Here is an 18,363-nt window from a genome sequence, read left to right on the forward strand (position 1 = left end):
TCGGAACGTCGCTTTTGTCTTTACCCTTCGGGATTCCGGAGTAAACTTTGTGTGCTGTGATATACCGAAAGCTAATACGCTAACCATCGGTATCCTAGCTAAGATGGCACAATACGAACGGGAGTTCATTGCCGATCGAACCAAGAAAGCCTTAGCCGAGAAAAAAAACGAGGCTTTGTCTTAGGCACTACGGCTAACTTAATATGGAGCGGGTTAAACGCAAAGGGACGCTGCATAGCCAATTGAATGCTCAGGCCGATCAAAATAACCGCAGGACGGGAGCTTTCGCTAAGAAGCTACGGGACTTTGGCTACATCTGGGCTGAGATTGCCCGGTAACTTAATGCCAATGGGTTTACACCCCGAATAGGGGAAGCTTTCAAATTATGTAAGTGCAGAGAGTAGTGGAGCTATTGGGTAATTTTACGTTAAAGCATTATATTATAGGGACGGCTTACTGTTCAACTTAGCCCTTTTTCTTGACTTATCCCTAATAGATAAGCTGGGTTCTTCTTCCTTCAATATAGTACAGCTAATTCTCAGGAGGAATAGACTATTGATTTTTTGCGAGTTGAGTCAAGGTTTTTAGCATGACTTCATAGGTAAGTCTTTGCTTCAACTCTATCTCTACGTTTTTAACAGTTTCTATCATTTCCGTAAACTTCGTCCGCAACTCTACTAGGGTAGTTTTCTTGCTTCGAGACAGTAATGCGAAGTCATAGCGTAATTGATAAAGCTGCCCAGCTAAAGAATCCAAATCTTCTGAAGCGAATTGAACTCTGAAAGGCTCATGGAAGATCATGTTTCTAATTTGCTCGGATGTCGAGCCTAGCAGATATCTTGTACCTTCTTCAAATTCTTTCAGCTCATTTTCCGTAAGACGAACTCTGACCACTCTGTCTCTGCGGTAGTCCTCGGGAAGTTTAGGTCTTCCCCCCCCAGGTTTACGGGTACGTTTAGGCTTGGCTTTTGTGATTGCTTTATTCATGTTCTTATTTTTGTCCTACAAAAATAACTAAGTTGTCCTTTTTTCCGCACTCTGATCCTGAGACTTTTGTCGCATCCTTTCCGGGACAACAGAAAGATCCCGGTAACTAATTTTTGAACTTCATAACTACGATTTACGATGCGATCATCTAACCGGAAAACCACTACCATTACGAAATTGTCGCTGCGTTGCTTTGGGATCAGCTTTAATGCGGAAGGACTGCCTTTACCGGGCCTTTACGCCATTCTAGTATTCATTCTACTGATCTTGTTGCTTAAATGGCTTCTGTGATTGCTTATGCAACAACAAACGATTTGGCTTCCATACGCGTTGTAGAATCACCTAGCAATTGTATATTCGTATCACTCAAAATGAAAGTAGACATGAAAGACGAAGGCAGAAATTCTAAAAAGATATTTTCAGCTTTATCCTCTAGTGTATTGGTGAAAGCTACTTCCAAGGCGATTCAGCAGGCTTCTAGGCGGGCGATGGATACCTCGGGTTATGTAGTGGTGGCTGAAGGAGACTGGATCGTACGTATTCACAAAGACGGACACAAGGAACGTATATCCCGGATCGAACCTATCAAAAGACCCCAATCTGTTAAGCTTGACTAAGCCCCGCCTTCGTGTCTTTGCCGGGCCTAACGGTTCAGGTAAGAGTACCATCATCCATGCCGTTCGCAACTACCGGGTTAATGGCAAGCCCGTAGATTTGGTATCTATGTGAATGCCGATGACATTGCCGCTGCCCTTCGAAGAAAAGTATTGAGTTTAAGTGATTATGAGATTACTACCTCATTAGAGGAAATTCATTCCATAGCTTTGGAATCAGGCTTGCTTAACGAGGAGTCTTTGCAGGAGCAATTCAAAGCAAGTTTCACGTTTGAAAACAATCACCTTAAGCTAGTCGATCCTAGTTTTGATGAGCGGCTGGCTCAAATTCTGGCGGATTTTCTTCGAAAGAAGCTCTTAGCTGAAAAAAAGAAGTTTTCCTTTGAAACGGTCTTTTCCCATGAGTCCAAGCTGGACATCATGCGAAAAGCTGCCGAGCAAGGCTATAAGGTCTACTTGTATTTTGTTTCGACGGAAGACTATCAGATCAACCAGTTCCGGGTGGAAAACCGGGTGAAGCAGGGTGGCCACGATGTACCTGTGGATAAGATCAAATCCCGCTACGACCGTTCCCTGGGGCTTCTTCACGAGGCGGCTCAGCTTACCTACCAAACGTTCTTCTTTGATAACTCCGTAGATCGGGATACGGATTCCTTTGAACCCTTTCTTTCGTTCAAGGTGGAAAATGGAAGGAAGGTATGGTCGAATAGCGATCCCGATCCTAATAACTTACCTCTCTGGTTTATCAAATATTACTTAAATCAAATTCAAGAATAATAGAGACTTTAGTTAAGTTAGTATAACTACTTGATATCCTATTTCATAGAATACTTTTGAAGGGTTTTAATCATTCTAAGACACCTATCTCTGGCAGTGATTTGGAACAGTTTATTAATCTTAATCGATTATTCAATGAACTCCCCATTGAATATACGTATAATTCGAAGGACGACAACATTGAATTAAACGAGTTCAGTCGCTTTCAGAAAGAAGGTTTGCTTGGCTGGAGCGAGTTATTACAATCCTATCGTATTGTTATCCTTGCCGAAGCAGGTGCCGGAAAAACGCAAGAGATTTGGCATGCTACTCAGCATCTGCAATCAGAGGGGAAATATGCATTTTTCTTGCGACTAGAACATATTGTTGACGATCTAGAAAGTGCATTTGAAATCGGTACTTTTCAAGAGTTTCAGAATTGGATAGATTCCAATGATGAAGGCTGGATCTTGCTTGATTCCGTGGACGAAGCCCGGTTAAAAGATCCGAAGGATTTTAAAAGAGCCCTTCAAAAACTGGCTGCTCAAATAGCTAAGGCCAAATCAAGGGCCCATTTGATCATTACTTCCCGAATTACAGCTTGGAGGCCTAAAAGTGATCTAAAGTTCTGCAACTCGCTATTCCCTGATGTATTGCCTATATTAGAGAATGGCAAGAGTGATATTCATGAAGACACGTTTTCAGAGCAAGCTAGGTCTGAGGCAGCACGAAGCCAATCTGAACAGCAGAAGGCTGGTTTTAAGGTATACTCCTTAGCTGATTTGACAAGGGAACAGATAGTCACTTTTGTCGAGGCAAAAGGTATCAAAAATAGTGCCGGATTTTTAAATGATTTGGAGCGGAGAGATGCCTGGGCCTTTACCACTCGTCCACAAGACTTGGATGAACTAGTGTCGTTCTGGAACGATAAACAGCGGCTAGGGTCACGTTTTGAATTGATGGAGCACAGCGTCAAGCGAAGACTTAGTGAACGGGATCAGGATAGAGCTGAGTCTAGACCTTTTACCGTTGAAAAAGCTCAAAAAGGGGCTCTTCTACTGGCTTCAGCATCTGTACTCATGCATAAGAGTGTTTTTCAAATACCAGATGGAACAAACTATGGAAGTGGCATCGATGTAAACTTGATTTTAAAGGACTGGGATGATATAGATATTCAAACTTTATTAAGTCGACCACTCTTTGATGAAGCGATTTATGGAACAGTTCGCTTCCATCACCGCTCAGTACGAGAATACTTAGCGGCAGTCTGGATTGCGGAGGAATTGAAAAGGGCCGGCTCCCGGCAAAAGATTGAACACCTATTTTTTCGCACTCAGTATGAGCAGGAAGTGATCATACCTTCGATGAGGCCAGTTCTCTCATGGCTGGTTTTACTCGACACCCAGTTGTTGCTCAAAGTTTATAACTTGGAACCGGAGCTTATTTTAGAGGGCGGCGATCCGAGTAGAGTCCCACTTGAGATAAGACAGAAAATACTTGCTTCCATTTGTCAAGGACTAGATTCCGCTTCTTTCTATAGGCCCTTTGAGGAGCGGGTAGCCATACAGCGTTTTGCTTCAATAGACCTAGTAAATGACATCATACACTTGCTCAAGGAGTACAGGCATAATACAACTATCACTACCTATTTACTTAATCTGGTTTGGCAGGGACAAATGAAAGCGGCTTTGCCTGTGGCTCTAAGTTTTGCCTCAGATCCTACAATAGGGATACGTACTCGGATCACAGCTGTAAGAGTAATAAAAGAAGTAGGGGAGAAAAAGGATTTGGATTCAGTATGGATTCATTTCCTAAGGGAAGAAAGTGCTTACGATCGGAGTCTTTTAGCTGAACTAGTGGATGATTTAGAAGCATCTCAAGAGTCGATAGCGTGGCTACTTGAAGCATTAGCCAACACACAGGATGCAAAGAAGTATGACTACGATTCTTTAGGTTATTCATTATTGAATTTTGTTAACCGAGCTGACGTAGAGTCAGTTAGTAAGCTGGTTGAAGGCATTGATCTACTTTTACATCGTCAGCCTATTGTCGAAAGCAGTTTCTATGAGCTCTCAAAGCAGTACGGCTGGCTAGTAAATGTGAGTATCAAAGCCATTGAAAAGTTAATCATCAACCGGCACCCTGCCGCCTTGACTTCAGCTAGTCTATTTGTCCTTACTCTAATACCTGTCTATTATAGATTTGGAGACTCTCCGAGCTGGTCGCCAACTCATAATTTTCATAACCTAATTCCTGAATGGCCGCAATTGAATCAGGCTCTATTTTGGAAACATATTGAAGAAGCCAGAAAGCATCAAAAAGAGCCCTTAACTGACTTTTGGAGATTCACTGGGTTAGATGAATACTGGAAGTTTACGGTAAATGAATTCCAGCAAATTCTAAGTGACGTTTCCTTACGTCCACTTTTAGATGACCGATTAGTTGCCTTATCCCTGGCTTTTCACTTATACATAGAAAATGAAAGGCCACTAGTCTGGTTAAACGATCTTAGACAATCAGTAGCTCATCAGCCAGCCTTGACGGAAAAACTGGACGGGCTCCTGAATCCGCCTGCTCCGACCAAAAAATGGATCCAGCATATAGAAAAAGAGGCTGAGTGGAGGCGAAAGCAGGAAGAGGAAGAAAAACAGCGTCAACAGGAGCATGCGGATCATGTAAAATGGCTTAACGAGAACGTTGAAAAAATACGATCGAATGATTTAGAACAGGGGGCTAATTTTAATGCTCAGTACGACTTATACCTGCGTATGAAAAGCATTAATGGGTCAAGTAAAGACGAGCAAATCGATGAAAACTGGCGAAGCTTAACCAAAGAATATGGCCTTGAAATAGCAATTGCTTTTCGAGATGGTTTATTAGGCTTTTGGCGAACCTATACGCCAACATTTCAATCCGAAGATAATGAGGATATTTATACGTTTGGTATTGAATTTGGGTTGGCTGGCCTTGAATTAGAATCGTCGCAACTAACACATTGGTCTCAAGACTTTAGTGAAGAAGAAGTCGAGATTGCCTGTCGCTATGCTTTTCGAGAACTAAATAGATTCCCAAGCTGGTTTCCAAGGCTATACGAGCAACATCCCCAAAAAGTTAGTGAGCTAGTTACTCAGGAGATTGGCTGGGAACTAGAAGGTTTAAAGGAAAACAAGCATTATGTTTTAAGCAAAGTTTGTTGGAGTGGGGAATGGCTATGGAATAGTATCGCTGAAGCTATGCTAGTATTACTAGATAAAGAACCAATCCACATTAGTATCTTAAAGGATTTGCTCAAAATCGTCCAGGGAAGTTCGAGCATTTCAAACCATATGCTTGCTCAACTAGCTGAACGGAAGTGTAACGCACCTATCTCTATAACGACTATTCCCTACTGGTATGCAACCTGGATAAGCGTAGACCCCAAGCAAGCAATTAAACCCTTTTCTAATTGGTTAGCCGGAATCAATTTGCATGATCAACAGAAAGCTACCCAAAAGGCTATGATCATGATAGTGGCTCTTTTAGGAAAAAGACGTTCAGGCTCAGGCTTTAGAGAAGCCTTCAAAACGACTACACACTTAATGCAGCTTTACCAGCTAATGCATCAGTACATCCGCGTTGAAAACGATCTTCATAGAGCTAACTCAGGAGCCTATTCTCCTGAATTACGTGATGATGCACAGGAAGCCCGTGACGACTTGCTTTCTATGCTTCAGACGATTCCTGGCAAAGAGACGTATTTGGCTCTTAAAGAACTCGCTAGAACGCATCCGGTTGAAGATTTTCGGAATCGGTTGAAACGACATGCTAAAGAAAGGGAGGAAATAGATTCAGATAGTCTTCCTTGGAATGCCGAGCAGTTTAATGAATTTGCCAAGACCTTAGAGTGTACACTGGGCAACCCTCGCGAACTATTTGAATTAGCAGTTCAGCGATTATTAGATTTAAAACACAGCCTTGAAGAAGGGGATTATAGTACTGCTTCTACATGGGCAAAAGAAGATCAAGAAACGGGAATTAGAAAAGCAATAGCAGACTGGTGCGAGAGCCGCTCCTTGGGCAAGTACTCAATTACGCAAGAAGAAGAGATGCCTGATGCTAAAAGGCCTGATTTACGTTTTCTTAACTCTTACTCTAATTCTCCCATCCCAGTTGAGCTCAAACTGGCCGATAATTGGAGCGGTTCTAAGCTTTTTGAAAGACTAGAGAATCAGTTATGTGGAGATTATTTACGGGATATTCATTCTTACCGAGGTATATATGTGATAGTATATCGAGGAAAAATGCAAACTTGGAACCTGCCGAACAGCAATATAAAAGTGACATTTGCTGAACTTGTCGAGGCATTACAAGCCCACTGGATGCAACTATCCCCTAGTTATCCTAAGATTGAACAAATAGCAGTCATTGGTATCGACTTGACAAAGCGAACGGACCGAGTAAAACCTGCTAAAAAGAAATAGGCTTATAAGCTTCCTGTAGAAAAAAATAGATCAACTTCGATAGGACCTAGGGGAATTACGAGAGAAATGCAAAAATCTTATGGCATTTTACAAACGAACCTCTGTAAATGGTTACCCATCAAAATGCACCTTCAAGAGAATGATATACTTTTGATCACTCCACTAGTTAACTAACTTTACATAACCATTGATTATAAAACACGTCCGCCAAAGTACAACGCCCTGCCTTCTGCTGAGAGGGCCGGACGTGTACTTTCCAATGTTATGTTATTCCGAGCTGGTTTCAGCTATAAACAGCCATAGTATTACGTCTATTTACACAAACATGTTGTGTTTCTAGCAAACCAGTGATACTGACAATACGAAAATTGTAACAATCAAAATACAATTCAATATTATTAAAACACAAAACAATACAGAAGTCCGACAAAACTTTCGTAAATTTAAGAGTTAGTAGTCATCGTTATTAACGACTCTGTAAATATTAAACAGACCGAAAATGAATGGACAAGCCAACGCACAGTTGCACCACATTTTCTTTTGCCCCAACCGCACAAAAATCAGGATTGAATGTTAATTGGACTTGTAAAATGGTTTGACATAGACAAAGGTTTTGGTGTTGTCGGAACACCAGACGGAGAAGAATATTTTCTTCACATAAATAGTTTTATAACAAAACCAGAAAAAATATTAAAGGGAACAGCTATCGCTTTTTCCCCTAAAACAGATAAAGCGAAAAATAGAAGTTCGGCTGACAACAGCCGTTTAGTTGGAATTGCCGAAGATTGGAAAGCAATCTTTAGTTATTTAGGTAAGTCCGATAGCGTTAGAATAGAAGTAGAAGTAACAGGTCGAGGAAAGCGAGGTAGTCCATACCGTCATAAAGAAACCCAATCGTTCAGTTTAATTGGACTTTCGTTAAAATATTTCTTTAAAGACAAGAGTGAAGAAGAAATATCAAATTTCATTACTGACTATTTTGACACCGATTTAGATACAAAACATTTCATTTCATATTGCGAACTAATTGAAAACAGACTTACAAAGCATTTTTCAAGTGACATAGCATCCAGCATTCTTAATAGAGTTTTTTCTCATTTTGGCAAAAATTTGAATGAAGAATTACTTTTTGGTGTTTGGAAACAGAGGAAGTTTAAATTCATTTCATACAATGAAATAGACGATTACGAAATTCCTGAAAATGTTCTTAAAGCACATATTCTTGAAATTGGTAAAACAGAATTAAACCGTATTCTAAAATTTAGTTTTGGTTCAGAGTTCGGTTCTTACTATGTAAACAATAAATTCAGCAATATAGAAAATCTTACTTCTACGGAAATAAAAGAACTATATCATTTTGTTGAAATTGAAATAGAACGAGAAAAAAGAAAACATCAACTTGATAGTTTATATGTTCAAAAAATTGAAACTGAATTAACTGAAAAAGCCAACGAACTTGACACGATAAGAAATAGCGATGATTTCAATAATTATAATCGTTTGTTGCAACTTATTCCCTACCAATTCACCGATATTGACAAAAACAAAATAACTGAAGCAATTCATCAAATAGTTGCTCAAAAATGTTCAGATGAATACAAAGCAGAGCTTTGGGTTAAAGGAATAATAAAAGACACATCATTTGAACTTGTATCAAAATGTTTTTTTGACAAAGATACTCAAACAGAAAAGCGAATATCAATCCTTAAGAAGTTAAAAACTGATAGGCAATTTGAACTTTTAAAAAAATATTCTGATGAATTTAATTTTGAAAAAGCCTTTGAATTACTTGCAGGATTGCTCAAAAAAGAAAATTCATTTGACTTTTCAAAAGTTCTGTTTGATAGTGCGTTTTGGAAAGATAAAAGAGAAATTGAGTTAATAGAGTTGTTTACTAACTACGTTAATACGCAAAGCAACGATGAACAGAAATACGAACTATTTCTAAAAGGATATATAAAAAATGTTCCTCAAAACATAGTAAGGAAAAACACACACCAACTTGAAAAAGTAGATTGCAAAAAGATTTTCAAAACCATCTCCGAAAATAAATCTTTCATCAATGAAATCTTAACTGAAAAAGTAACACTTGACGATACAAGCTCTTTTAGTTGGCTTTATGATTTGGCAATAGAATTTTTAGACCAGGAAAATTTCAACTCTTTTGACAAAAAAGTATTTGATACTATTGAACAATCAGAATATTTCAAATTTTGGGAAATAGGAAAAGCGAAAATATTCCCTCAAAATAAAATAGAAGAAATTTTACAAGACAAATTTGAACACTATACCCAAATAAATAAGTGGATTGAGAACAAAGCGACAACAACCGAAGAAATATCGGAGTTTTTGTTTTCATTTCTATATAAGCAAATTTTGGTAACAGATAGAATAATTTTCTACAAACAACTAAATCACATAAAATATCTGTTACAGTTAAATGAATTACATTTAGAAAAGATAAAACAAATCAATAACGATTTCTATAACGTAATTCTTTGGGCATTAGACAAAGAAAATGTTGTTGATTTTGAATTGCTAAAACAGAAATTTATCTATTTCGCCCCTGATGAACAAGTAAGAATAATTAGAAAATTATTTTTGCTTAAAGCAAACGGGCAATTTGATTTAACCATTGAAAAACTAAATGAGCTTACAAGATTTGATTTAGATTTATACAAAACGAATTTAAAATTCAATCCCGATATACCGATAGATATTTCAACATACGTAGTTATTAAGGCATTATTTTCATATCAGCAGCACAATCGTTTTTTTGTTGAAAGCGAACTTTTGACAGTTGTATTGAACGATTTAAAACTTGATAAAACAAGACGATTTAGATTGTTAAATTATTTTGAAAATTGCTTAGGAAGACAAACAGCAAATTTTAATTGGTCAAGAGAAGGCGAAATTAAAAAAGTAAACTATGGGAATAATCAATTTTACTTTGCAATTAGTTTCCCTATGGGAGATAAACATTGGGTTCATAATCGTTGGGGAGACAGAGAAGTTTATTCGCCAAATCCAAATTTTGAAAATCTAAAAAAATTAGTAAAGAGAATTTCAGGTGTTAAATGGAACCCAAATGAAAAACATTGGGGAGTTCCTTCGCAATATGAAACAGAGGTTTTAAGTTTTGCCAAAGCACAAAGATTTTTTCTTGACTTTGAAGGAAGCAAGTATGCAAATAACATTCATTTAGTAGACTTTAAAAGAGAAGACATTCCAAACGGGATTTTATTCTGCGAGGGTAGATTAGCAAACAAACCACACGAGCTGTTTAAAAAAGAGTTTTGGTGGTGTGGTGGACAACCTTGTTTTAGCAAATGCGAAACTATTCATATAACAGATGAATGGGAAAAATATACATTACTTGACTTTTGCGAAATATTAAACTTGAATACTGATGAAACAAACAAAATGGGAGATTATATCCCTAAAGGCCATTATTATCAATTTATCGCTTTAATTAATCGATTTAACAGGTTACTTGACAAGTTATATTGCCAAGACTGTAATCACATATTATATCCATCTGATTTTGGAACGAGCCATTTTGCTGCACATACTATGGTAAGATTTCAATGCAGGAATGAAGCCTGCTCTAATAATGATGAAATTTATCTAAACCATTGTCTTAACGGACAATGTAATTGTATAATAGACAGTAGAGTTTCAAAAAAATGTGACAATGGATTATTTATCTGCGATAATTGTGGCAGTTGCTGTTCTCACAAAATGTTAGAAAGACGACTTTCAAATTTAAAACTCAATGGAGGATACATACACAACAGCTTGGTAAAATGCGTAAATGAAAAGTTAGGGCATCTTGAAAAAGCAGAATATTTTTGCTACAAATGCAAGTCTAAAATGACAGAAACAAGCAATGACATTTTCCAATGTTTAAATTGCAACGTGAAATACGACACGACCAAATACAAATTCAAAAGACCACATATACATTTAAGACAGACGAGGGAAACGACAGGTAACAATGGAAAAAGTGACGAACTTAATGACGATGATTTTGACTTTCCATTTTAACCGACGTATTTTGGTGGCACATTTGCATTTTTGCACAAAAGCCAAAAAAAATGCAAATGTGCCACCAAGCCAACGCACCATGACAGACTAGATGAACGAACATACCACATACAGACAAGAAGGGCGAACTGCTAACAAGGTATTGCCGCAAAGGGGCTGACGTGTTTCAATTCGGCATTTGTGAAAGGTTCAAAATTCGTTTTTCAATTGAACTTTGATGCTAAAATCCCCGCCTTCGGCAATACCAAACGCTGTACAATTTAAGTCAAGGTTTATTGAATTGATCCCAAAATTCTCTGTCATCATAAGCTGGGAATAGTCGGGCATACTTTGAATTATTGCGCTTATAATCTTGGATTTGGTTATAGTAATAATCTCGCTCTCGAATTATTGGATCGATCAAAGGCCGCAATCGAGTTCAGGTAGTCATAGTGGGACTGAAAGCCCAGATTCAATTCTAAGGCAAAATCATCGCTAGCGAAGAGTTGACTTCTGATTTGTACTAACCGAAGCCAGATCCTTGTAATCCGAAAAGCCTCGTTTTTTATACTGATATCCAGCCAAATCCTGATCGATGATGGGAACATGCTCCGGAATAAAGTTAACGGCGTTGGTACTTTTTCCAACGCGGGCGGGCCTGCAATGACATAGATATTCATCGAACAATGAGGACCGTACCGTTCTTGTACTCGGCTACGGTATGTCCGTCTTCACGTACATAGACTAAAGGTTGATTAATCGAAAACAAGTAAGCCTTTGCCTTCTCAAGTAGTTGTTTCTGCCAGTCGGCTCTTTCCTGCTGGGTCATCGAGCGAGGGTCTTTGACCATCGTCCCAACTCTATATTTGATGGTATCTTCCATAGTAAGTCGCTGTAAATAAAGGTGAAAATACGGTATTTGCTTAGGTATTAGAGGACCTATTTTCTATTTTACGTTTCCCTGAAGTTCGTCTGTAAAAGGTTATAGATTCCTGTTTGGTAGTTATGTTAACTACTTAACTTCCGGAATAACCCAATGGCCTAATGAATAGGAAGCTTTCATATTGACTCCAATCGTTTGGGGGACACTCCGATCATAGATAGTACTGAACCAAGTTCGAATCTGAGTTGAATAGGTGCCTTCTAAACCTAGGTTAAAACGAGGATTGAAACGGTATACAATACTCGTTCGCAATAAACCAACGGCTTTCGCACTACTAAAAAAGGGGACATTAATACTAGAGGGAGCAGCTCCTCCTGGTTGGACCAGAGCAGTTTGTTCACGTTTTATCAGTAATTCTGAACCTATGCCCAAGGAGGCTGTCCACTCCCATTTATTCCAATGGTGAAGCTGTTGCTCAACCATTAGGGCAAAAGTAACGTATTGATCTTTCCTCGTTACTTGAGCCATCAAAGGCATTATTTCGTAAGCAGGATACCGACGAATCATATACATTTTCCGATCTCCGACTAATGCTCCTCCCAGAAAGCGAGTTCTTTTTTGGTTGTTTAAGCGAAACCAAAAATCAATTTGTTTACCTGTGCCCCAACGATTTACTGCCTTGTAATCATGTGGATTTACTAGGGAAGTCTTCGTCCAAGTCAACGTGGGTTGTACTAGCAGTGTTTGAGCTGTCAGGCGAGAACTAATAGCCTCTAGCAATAAAAAGCTAATCAAGATAGTGATAGTCCGCATAGAGGTCTTCTCTCCAATGAAATGCTTATTTTATGAGATGAGTCTTAACTATAGTGTCTTTTTGGATAGTAATGATATGATTAATCGGGGACTTCCTTCTCATTAAAGTGCCTCCTGTTTTCAAGGGAGCTTGGTGTTCATCTTTCCAAGCAAAAATATTGAGTTCAAAATCTCGGTCAGTAGGTACATGCTCTAAGTTAGCTTGAATTTGTATACTATCGTAGGGAAGAATTGGGCCTATCAATAGTGAGTCATGAGTGAAGTATAAGTTATTACTGACTCTATCCTGCATACGGATAGCTACTTTAGTGATGTGGTTAGGACTTTGATTGCGGATCTTGAAAGACGTAAAGAGTAGACGTTCTTCTTCTCTAAAGGGAGTACAAGATAGAAGCTGAGAGATCAAGAAGGTACCGGCTAATAGTCTAGTCTTCATTCAAAATGATGTTATATAAGTGTCTTTATGATACTACGTTGCTTAAAGATGCTACCACTGACGTTTACTAAAAGCCTGCAAGAACTCAGAAAAACTGCTGCCTATTGCTTCCCTATACTCATCATCAATTAAGTCAAGCTCATAAATCATTCTATTATAGATACAATAGTGAAAGTAGCCGCTAGAGCCAAGAATGATAAATTGATGGTAAGCGGTTTGATGAGTACGATGGAATTGAGTTATCTGAATAACATCTTGGATAGGCCAAATTGAAATGTAATTCTGCCCAACGTCGCCTTCAGCTCCATCATGCAGACTCATAAACTCTAGATAATCATTCGGCAAATCAGGACCATGTAAGGCTATCAAATTAGCCAGTGTCTCATTAGTAGGCTTCTTATTAAAAACAAGCCCATTAACTAGTTCGCTTTCCATAAAAACACGACTTATCCTGTTCTACAATCAATTTTTACGTTAATTTAAAGTATATATAGAACCATTTCCCTAGTCTAACTAAGAATTGATCACTAGACAAAAGTATTATATCTTGAGTGGATACGGTTTTATCAGTGATTCGACAGATATGCGTAAGAGCTCACTGAGTTTACGAATCATGGGCAGTGAAAGAGCCTGTTGGTAGTGCAACACTTCGCTAATTGCCAAATCGTCCCCATAGATACGAGCCAGCTCCGCTGCTTCGTACCCAAAATCCTCCATTCGGATTTTAATCAGCTCCACCGGATCGGCCTCGGGTAGCTGTTCGGCTACCAGCTTTTGCTCATAATCACTAATCAAAAGCACCAATAACTTCTTTTCTCTGTAAGCGATGCTTTCCGGTTCAGCATACTTAAGTTCTTGATAGCGGGCCATGGCAGCCTCATACGCTTCTTCTTTATCCAGGATAAACCATAGTCGGTTGCTCATCTTCTTTGTTTCATTGGATGATGAAAGTAACTCTACACTTCTATTTGGCATGTTTGCCTATCGATCGAATATCGTCTCTTCGCTAGATAAGTTCAGATCCGCTTTTTTATCCGTCCGTTGGCTTATTTCTGCTTAGGTTTATCCTAGGCAGTCGTTGTTAACGATGCTTTGGCTTACCTCATGATCCTTACCTTACTGTTCTCAGGTTCATGGTTACCCTGTTGTCAGGGCTTTAATCTAATCACGAGCCATTCCCTAGGGAGTAACTTAGTAAGATAGAAATTACAGGTGCATCGTCGGCTGTAACCCGTGACGTTTACCTTAGATTAGTAGTAAACACGCTAGTCTGGGTCTACTAATGTATATTTCTTTCGAATCCGATCCGTTTCGATATGCTCCTGATAAAGTAACCAGTAATGCAGCGGCTCCCGGCTGGATACTTCGACGGGACTAACCAGTAGCCCTTGGACCGTCGGCAGGCTACCCAGTACCCGGCAGAAGGTAGGCAGTAGGCTAAAAGCCACCCTAAAATAGCCTACCCACTAACGCCCTCCCCCTTGTACTTCCCCATTCTCGATGAATACAACATCCCAATACCTGCCCCGAGCCTAATTGAGACATGATGGATGTGAATAATGCTTCAAATCCCGGCTCAGTTACTGCATAAAACCGGAAATGCGTCAACCGTTTATCCTTCATAGCTACGTTTGTGTATCATCGCTTAAGATACCCAGCTACTGGCGTTGTCTTCTCTTCGCTCACTGGTATCTTACCAGCCTAAGCCTTGTTTTTTACTAGGCACGGGCTTTATTACCTTTGCTTTTCGCAATGAACACGACACCTATGCCCCATCAGGGACGCAACCTCAAACGGATCCGGGAGATCTTAGGCATCAAGCAGGAAACTTTGGCCCTAAAACTGGGTCTAAGCCAGCAGGCCATTTCTCAGTTAGAGCAGAAAGAAGCGATTGATGCAGCTGTTTTAGAACGAGTCGCTCACTTTTTGGGCGTATCGAAAGAAGCCATTCAAAACTTTGATGAAGACTCCATTAACTATCACATTCAGAATAACTACGAAGGCTCTAATTCACAAGCTTCAAATGTTATTAATGGAAATGGTCATTATACAAATTGCCAGTTCAACGCTTTAGATAAGCTGCTAGAAGTTCAGGAAGAAAACAAGCAGCTGTATGAGCGGCTCTTGAAAGTACAGGAAGAGAAAAACCAGTTACTCGAACGCTTACTAGCTAAAGAGCTAAGTAACGCTGGGATTAAACTGTTCTTTTTGGATAGCTTTTTTGAGGTATATCCCTGACTAAAATCGAGGTTTTCTTGTAGGAATCCGTTTTAATTTGTTTTCAATCGTACGTACTTCCTGCTGAAGTTCAGAACGCTTAGGTCGCAGTTCACCCCCTTTGACGCTAAGCACCTTTAGTAGCCGCTCAGCCGTGTCGATAGAGGCGAAGCTAGGATTTAGCCGCTTGCATTCGCTCAGGAAGTATTCCTGCTGCCGGGTATTACCCGTATCTATGGCCTGGGCGACGGCCGTCATCATTCGGCCCCTTGAGGAAAGAAGTATCTCGCGTGACGTCTCATAGTACTGCTCGCTGTAGGCGTGCTCATCAAGTGATTTAGCAAAGGCAGGCGATGCCTTCACGCGATTGTTCATTTCACCCGTGGATACATTGCCGATATAACCCAGCCCGTAAGAGCCGTCTTTTAGCTTTTCAATGACAATGCCCCGGCTATGCAGGTAATCGAGCTTATCCTCAACGTTCATCGGCGACTGAGCCAGCACTTTTACGACGTAGTTGTCGTTGAGCCGGGCTTCGATGGCTTGATAAAACGTGTCCTCCAAGGCATCCTTCAGTCGCTTCGGGTTCAGATTGTAAAAGGACTCTTCAAATTCCTTCCCGCTGATCGCACTTAGCATCACCTTTCGCTCGGCTACGCTAAAGGTCTGCGGGATAAAGACCGGGTTTTCATACGGCGATTCTTCAATAGTTTTTAGCTCTCCAGCGGATGCCGTATAGCTCAGGTGTTTGTTCTCCTGACTATAAAAGTGACCACCGTTTCGTGGGACGTTCATGGCATCCAAAAACAGACTTCGACTCTCGCTATTCCCTTTAATCTTGCCAGCCAGGGCAATGAAGCGTTTCGTTGACCCATAAAAGTTCATCTGCTCCTTCTTGATTACTTCGGCGAGCTGCTTCTTTTTAAACCGCTCAAAGTGCGTGAGAATCGCGACGGCTTTTGTCTCATCGACATTGTGCTTACCTTGCAGGTTACGCACGAGTTCCGTAAAAGGAAAGTCCTCGATCCGCTGACTCTCATACTTGATTCCTGAACGTTTGGCGTAGTCCATCCAGAGCTGATTCACAGCTCCGGCGTAGGCTTTCAGCTCATCTGCGGATACCGCAACGGTGATAGCGGGCTTCGGTGTAACAGGTTCTTCTTTCCGGGCTAGAGGACGTGAAGGAGCAGAATACGTAGCCTTCTTTTCTGGCTGATGGGATACTACTTTCGGGGTAATCGTAGTTTGAACCGATGTTTGTTTAGTAAGCGTAGTGTCGGGTTGAGAAGTTGTCTGACTAGCGGTTTGTCTCGTAGCTTGAGCTTGTTTGGCCTGCTTTTCAAGCTGCCGATCAAAATATGCTTTTAGGTCAGGAGCTTTAAATCCTGCGGCATTTCCGGTGATAGAAGTGTTCTCATAGTGAAAGGAAGCTCCCACGAAATTGCCTTTACTATCGTCCTTCCACTGAGCTGTTACGCCTAAATCTGCTAAGCTTTTCGCTAATTGTTCCCGGCTGGAAACGCTCTGTTCTAAGAGTAATTCAATCGCCTCATGCACGTATTCCCGTACTCTTTTGCGGTGCGGGTCTTTCTCTTTCATCGCCCATGTTGTAGCAGCCGGACGTTCGGAAAGTCCTATAATCTGCTCGGTTTGCTCTTCTCTGAGCGTTGAATTTTGATAACTTTTTAGCTTCCGTAGTCCTAGTTTTTCTTCAACATTGCGACAGGCATTCAGGTTTTTATAGCGAATGAATTTATCATCATACGCCGTAAACGTCTCGGTATTGACGCGGTTTACCACCAAATGAAAGTGCTGGTGGTCGGTATCGGTATGCTCGTAGACGGCAATCTGATGACTGGTAGTGTCGATCTTCATTTCATGTAGATAGGCATCCATCGCCTGAATCATCTGCTGGCGGCTGAGCTTTCCTTCCTCTTTAAAATTCAGTGAAATGTGCAAAACGGGCTTTTTACAAACCGAGTGCTGAGCCACCTCCTGCATTTGTTGACTCATAAATAGTACATCCTCACCAATGAGGTTATAGCCTTTCACGAACTCCGCTTGCTCGGAGTTCTGCTTCTTTCGTCCCTGGCCGTAGCCCAGACAGCAGTAAAAGTTATCGCCTTTGGTGAGGTTAGCTATCATGACTGGAGCATTGCTTTGATTTCTAAAAGAATTTCGTTGATAATCACGGCATCTACGTTTTTGGCGTGGGCCATCCGCGTGAGCTGTTTTAAGTTATTAGCCACCCCAAAAAAGGTCGTGGCGTAATTCCTTCGGTATCCGCTCTTTCACGACCACGCCACTAACCACTCTCCGGATAAAATCTGACTTGTTTTTGCACTGAGCTTTTTTAACTTTTTCTACCAGATCCGCGTGTTCGGCTTCCGTGAAACGGACTGTTACCGCAACTTCTTTCGTAATCTTATTTTCTTCCCTATTCTTAGAAATATACAAAGATACATTCCGCTTTTTTTGGGGTGCAGGGGCTTGCCCTTGCCAAGGCTTTGGGTGGGTGATGCAAATGGAGGAACGGAATTTGTATTACAAACCCACAACTTGCTTACTGCAAAAAAGGTAAAAAGTTAATCTTTCGTTATAACCACGCCGGTAGGCGATCTTTTCAGATACGAAAGATGGAAAAAGAGAAGAATTATGACAAGCGTTTAAACGATTGTATTTGAATAATACTATCGCTAATCAAACGTAAAAAGGGAAGTAAAGTATGTTATTTCAAGGCATACCTAAACAAAAACAGGCCGAAATTTACTCAGCTTCGGCTAAAGTTAGTTATTATATCTTGCAACGGTAGTAACTGCTCTTTATCCTTCCATCAGACCTACTATCTACGCAACTAAAATCAATAATTTATCAGTCTTTAAAGATGAAATACAACACAAACCATTGCAAATCAACTATTTAACCAGTAACCATATTATATATAGATTCATTCGTAAGAATTTTAGATCTTTTTTATCAAAATAACTTTTTAAAATATATACATATCTATTTATAAACTTATATACGTATATAAATAGATAGATTTATACGTATATATGATTTACCTTTCCCTTTACTCTTTTGTGTATATTGATACATTTATATCGATAGATATCCCCTATCTTTACGCCCCCTCTTTTTGTACCTTTGTACCTTTGTACCTTTGTACCT

Annotated in this window: 14 protein-coding genes; 7 read left to right on the forward strand and 7 right to left on the reverse strand. The window is 39.9% G+C overall.

All coding sequences use genetic code 11. From position 1 onward, the window contains the following. Together BWI93_RS25890 and BWI93_RS29250 are read left to right on the forward strand one after the other, a co-directional pair. Positions 1-184, forward strand: a 184-nt coding sequence (locus BWI93_RS25890) for a recombinase family protein (RefSeq protein WP_141217608.1), incomplete at its 5' end; no start/stop codon positions are given. Between the two features lie 19 nt (positions 185-203). After that, positions 204-338, forward strand: coding sequence for a hypothetical protein (locus tag BWI93_RS29250; protein WP_255158081.1), 135 nt, complete (start codon positions 204-206; stop codon positions 336-338). A 214-nt stretch (positions 339-552) separates the two neighbouring features. On the opposite strand, the gene BWI93_RS25895 is transcribed toward BWI93_RS29250, so the two are convergent. After that, entirely contained in the window at positions 553-987 is a 435-nt protein-coding gene (locus tag BWI93_RS25895) for a hypothetical protein (protein WP_094816835.1), read from the reverse strand. 443 nt (positions 988-1,430) lie between these two features. On the opposite strand from BWI93_RS25895, the gene BWI93_RS28015 reads away from it, so the two are divergent. From BWI93_RS28015 to BWI93_RS25915, 4 genes are all read left to right on the forward strand, one after another. Continuing rightward, positions 1,431-1,604: a hypothetical protein gene (locus tag BWI93_RS28015; protein WP_176454341.1), complete on the forward strand. Its 174-nt coding sequence runs from the start codon at positions 1,431-1,433 to the stop codon at positions 1,602-1,604. Positions 1,605-1,811: 207 nt separating this feature from the next. Next, positions 1,812-2,378, forward strand: coding sequence for a hypothetical protein (locus tag BWI93_RS25905; protein ID WP_176454342.1), 567 nt, complete (start codon positions 1,812-1,814; stop codon positions 2,376-2,378). A 101-nt stretch (positions 2,379-2,479) separates the two neighbouring features. Further along, positions 2,480-6,817, forward strand: a complete 4,338-nt coding sequence (locus BWI93_RS25910; protein ID WP_141217610.1) for an NACHT domain-containing NTPase — start codon at positions 2,480-2,482, stop codon at positions 6,815-6,817. Positions 6,818-7,387: 570 nt separating this feature from the next. After that, positions 7,388-10,864, forward strand: a complete 3,477-nt coding sequence (locus BWI93_RS25915) for a cold-shock protein (protein WP_094816844.1) — start codon at positions 7,388-7,390, stop codon at positions 10,862-10,864. Between the two features lie 991 nt (positions 10,865-11,855). Here BWI93_RS25915 and BWI93_RS25920 read toward each other — a convergent pair. The 4 genes from BWI93_RS25920 to BWI93_RS27560 form a co-directional block, all read right to left on the reverse strand. Continuing rightward, complete coding sequence (locus BWI93_RS25920; RefSeq protein ID WP_176454343.1) at positions 11,856-12,521, reverse strand: hypothetical protein; 666 nt, start codon at positions 12,519-12,521, stop codon at positions 11,856-11,858. Between the two features lie 505 nt (positions 12,522-13,026). After that, complete coding sequence (locus BWI93_RS25930; protein WP_094816847.1) at positions 13,027-13,410, reverse strand: SMI1/KNR4 family protein; 384 nt, start codon at positions 13,408-13,410, stop codon at positions 13,027-13,029. Positions 13,411-13,515: 105 nt separating this feature from the next. Continuing rightward, complete coding sequence (locus BWI93_RS25935; RefSeq protein ID WP_094816848.1) at positions 13,516-13,899, reverse strand: type II toxin-antitoxin system HigA family antitoxin; 384 nt, start codon at positions 13,897-13,899, stop codon at positions 13,516-13,518. A gap of 341 nt (positions 13,900-14,240) precedes the next feature. Next, entirely contained in the window at positions 14,241-14,423 is a 183-nt protein-coding gene (locus BWI93_RS27560; RefSeq protein WP_141217611.1) for a hypothetical protein, read from the reverse strand. 319 nt (positions 14,424-14,742) lie between these two features. Between BWI93_RS27560 and BWI93_RS25940 the strand changes: the two genes are divergently transcribed. Then, a complete protein-coding gene (locus tag BWI93_RS25940) occupies positions 14,743-15,213 on the forward strand; it encodes a helix-turn-helix domain-containing protein (protein WP_255158082.1) in 471 nt (156 codons plus the stop codon). Here the strand turns inward: BWI93_RS25940 and BWI93_RS25945 are convergent, their stop codons facing one another. Then, positions 15,214-17,337, reverse strand: coding sequence for a relaxase/mobilization nuclease domain-containing protein (locus tag BWI93_RS25945; RefSeq protein WP_094816850.1), 2,124 nt, complete (start codon positions 17,335-17,337; stop codon positions 15,214-15,216). Between the two features lie 96 nt (positions 17,338-17,433). Then, on the reverse strand, positions 17,434-17,649 hold the full coding sequence (locus BWI93_RS25950; RefSeq protein ID WP_094816851.1) for a hypothetical protein: 216 nt from the start codon (positions 17,647-17,649) through the stop codon (positions 17,434-17,436). Positions 17,650-18,363 lie beyond the last annotated feature (714 nt).

The organism is Siphonobacter sp. BAB-5385 (genome assembly GCF_002261125.1).
Taxonomy (GTDB): domain Bacteria; phylum Bacteroidota; class Bacteroidia; order Cytophagales; family Spirosomataceae; genus Siphonobacter.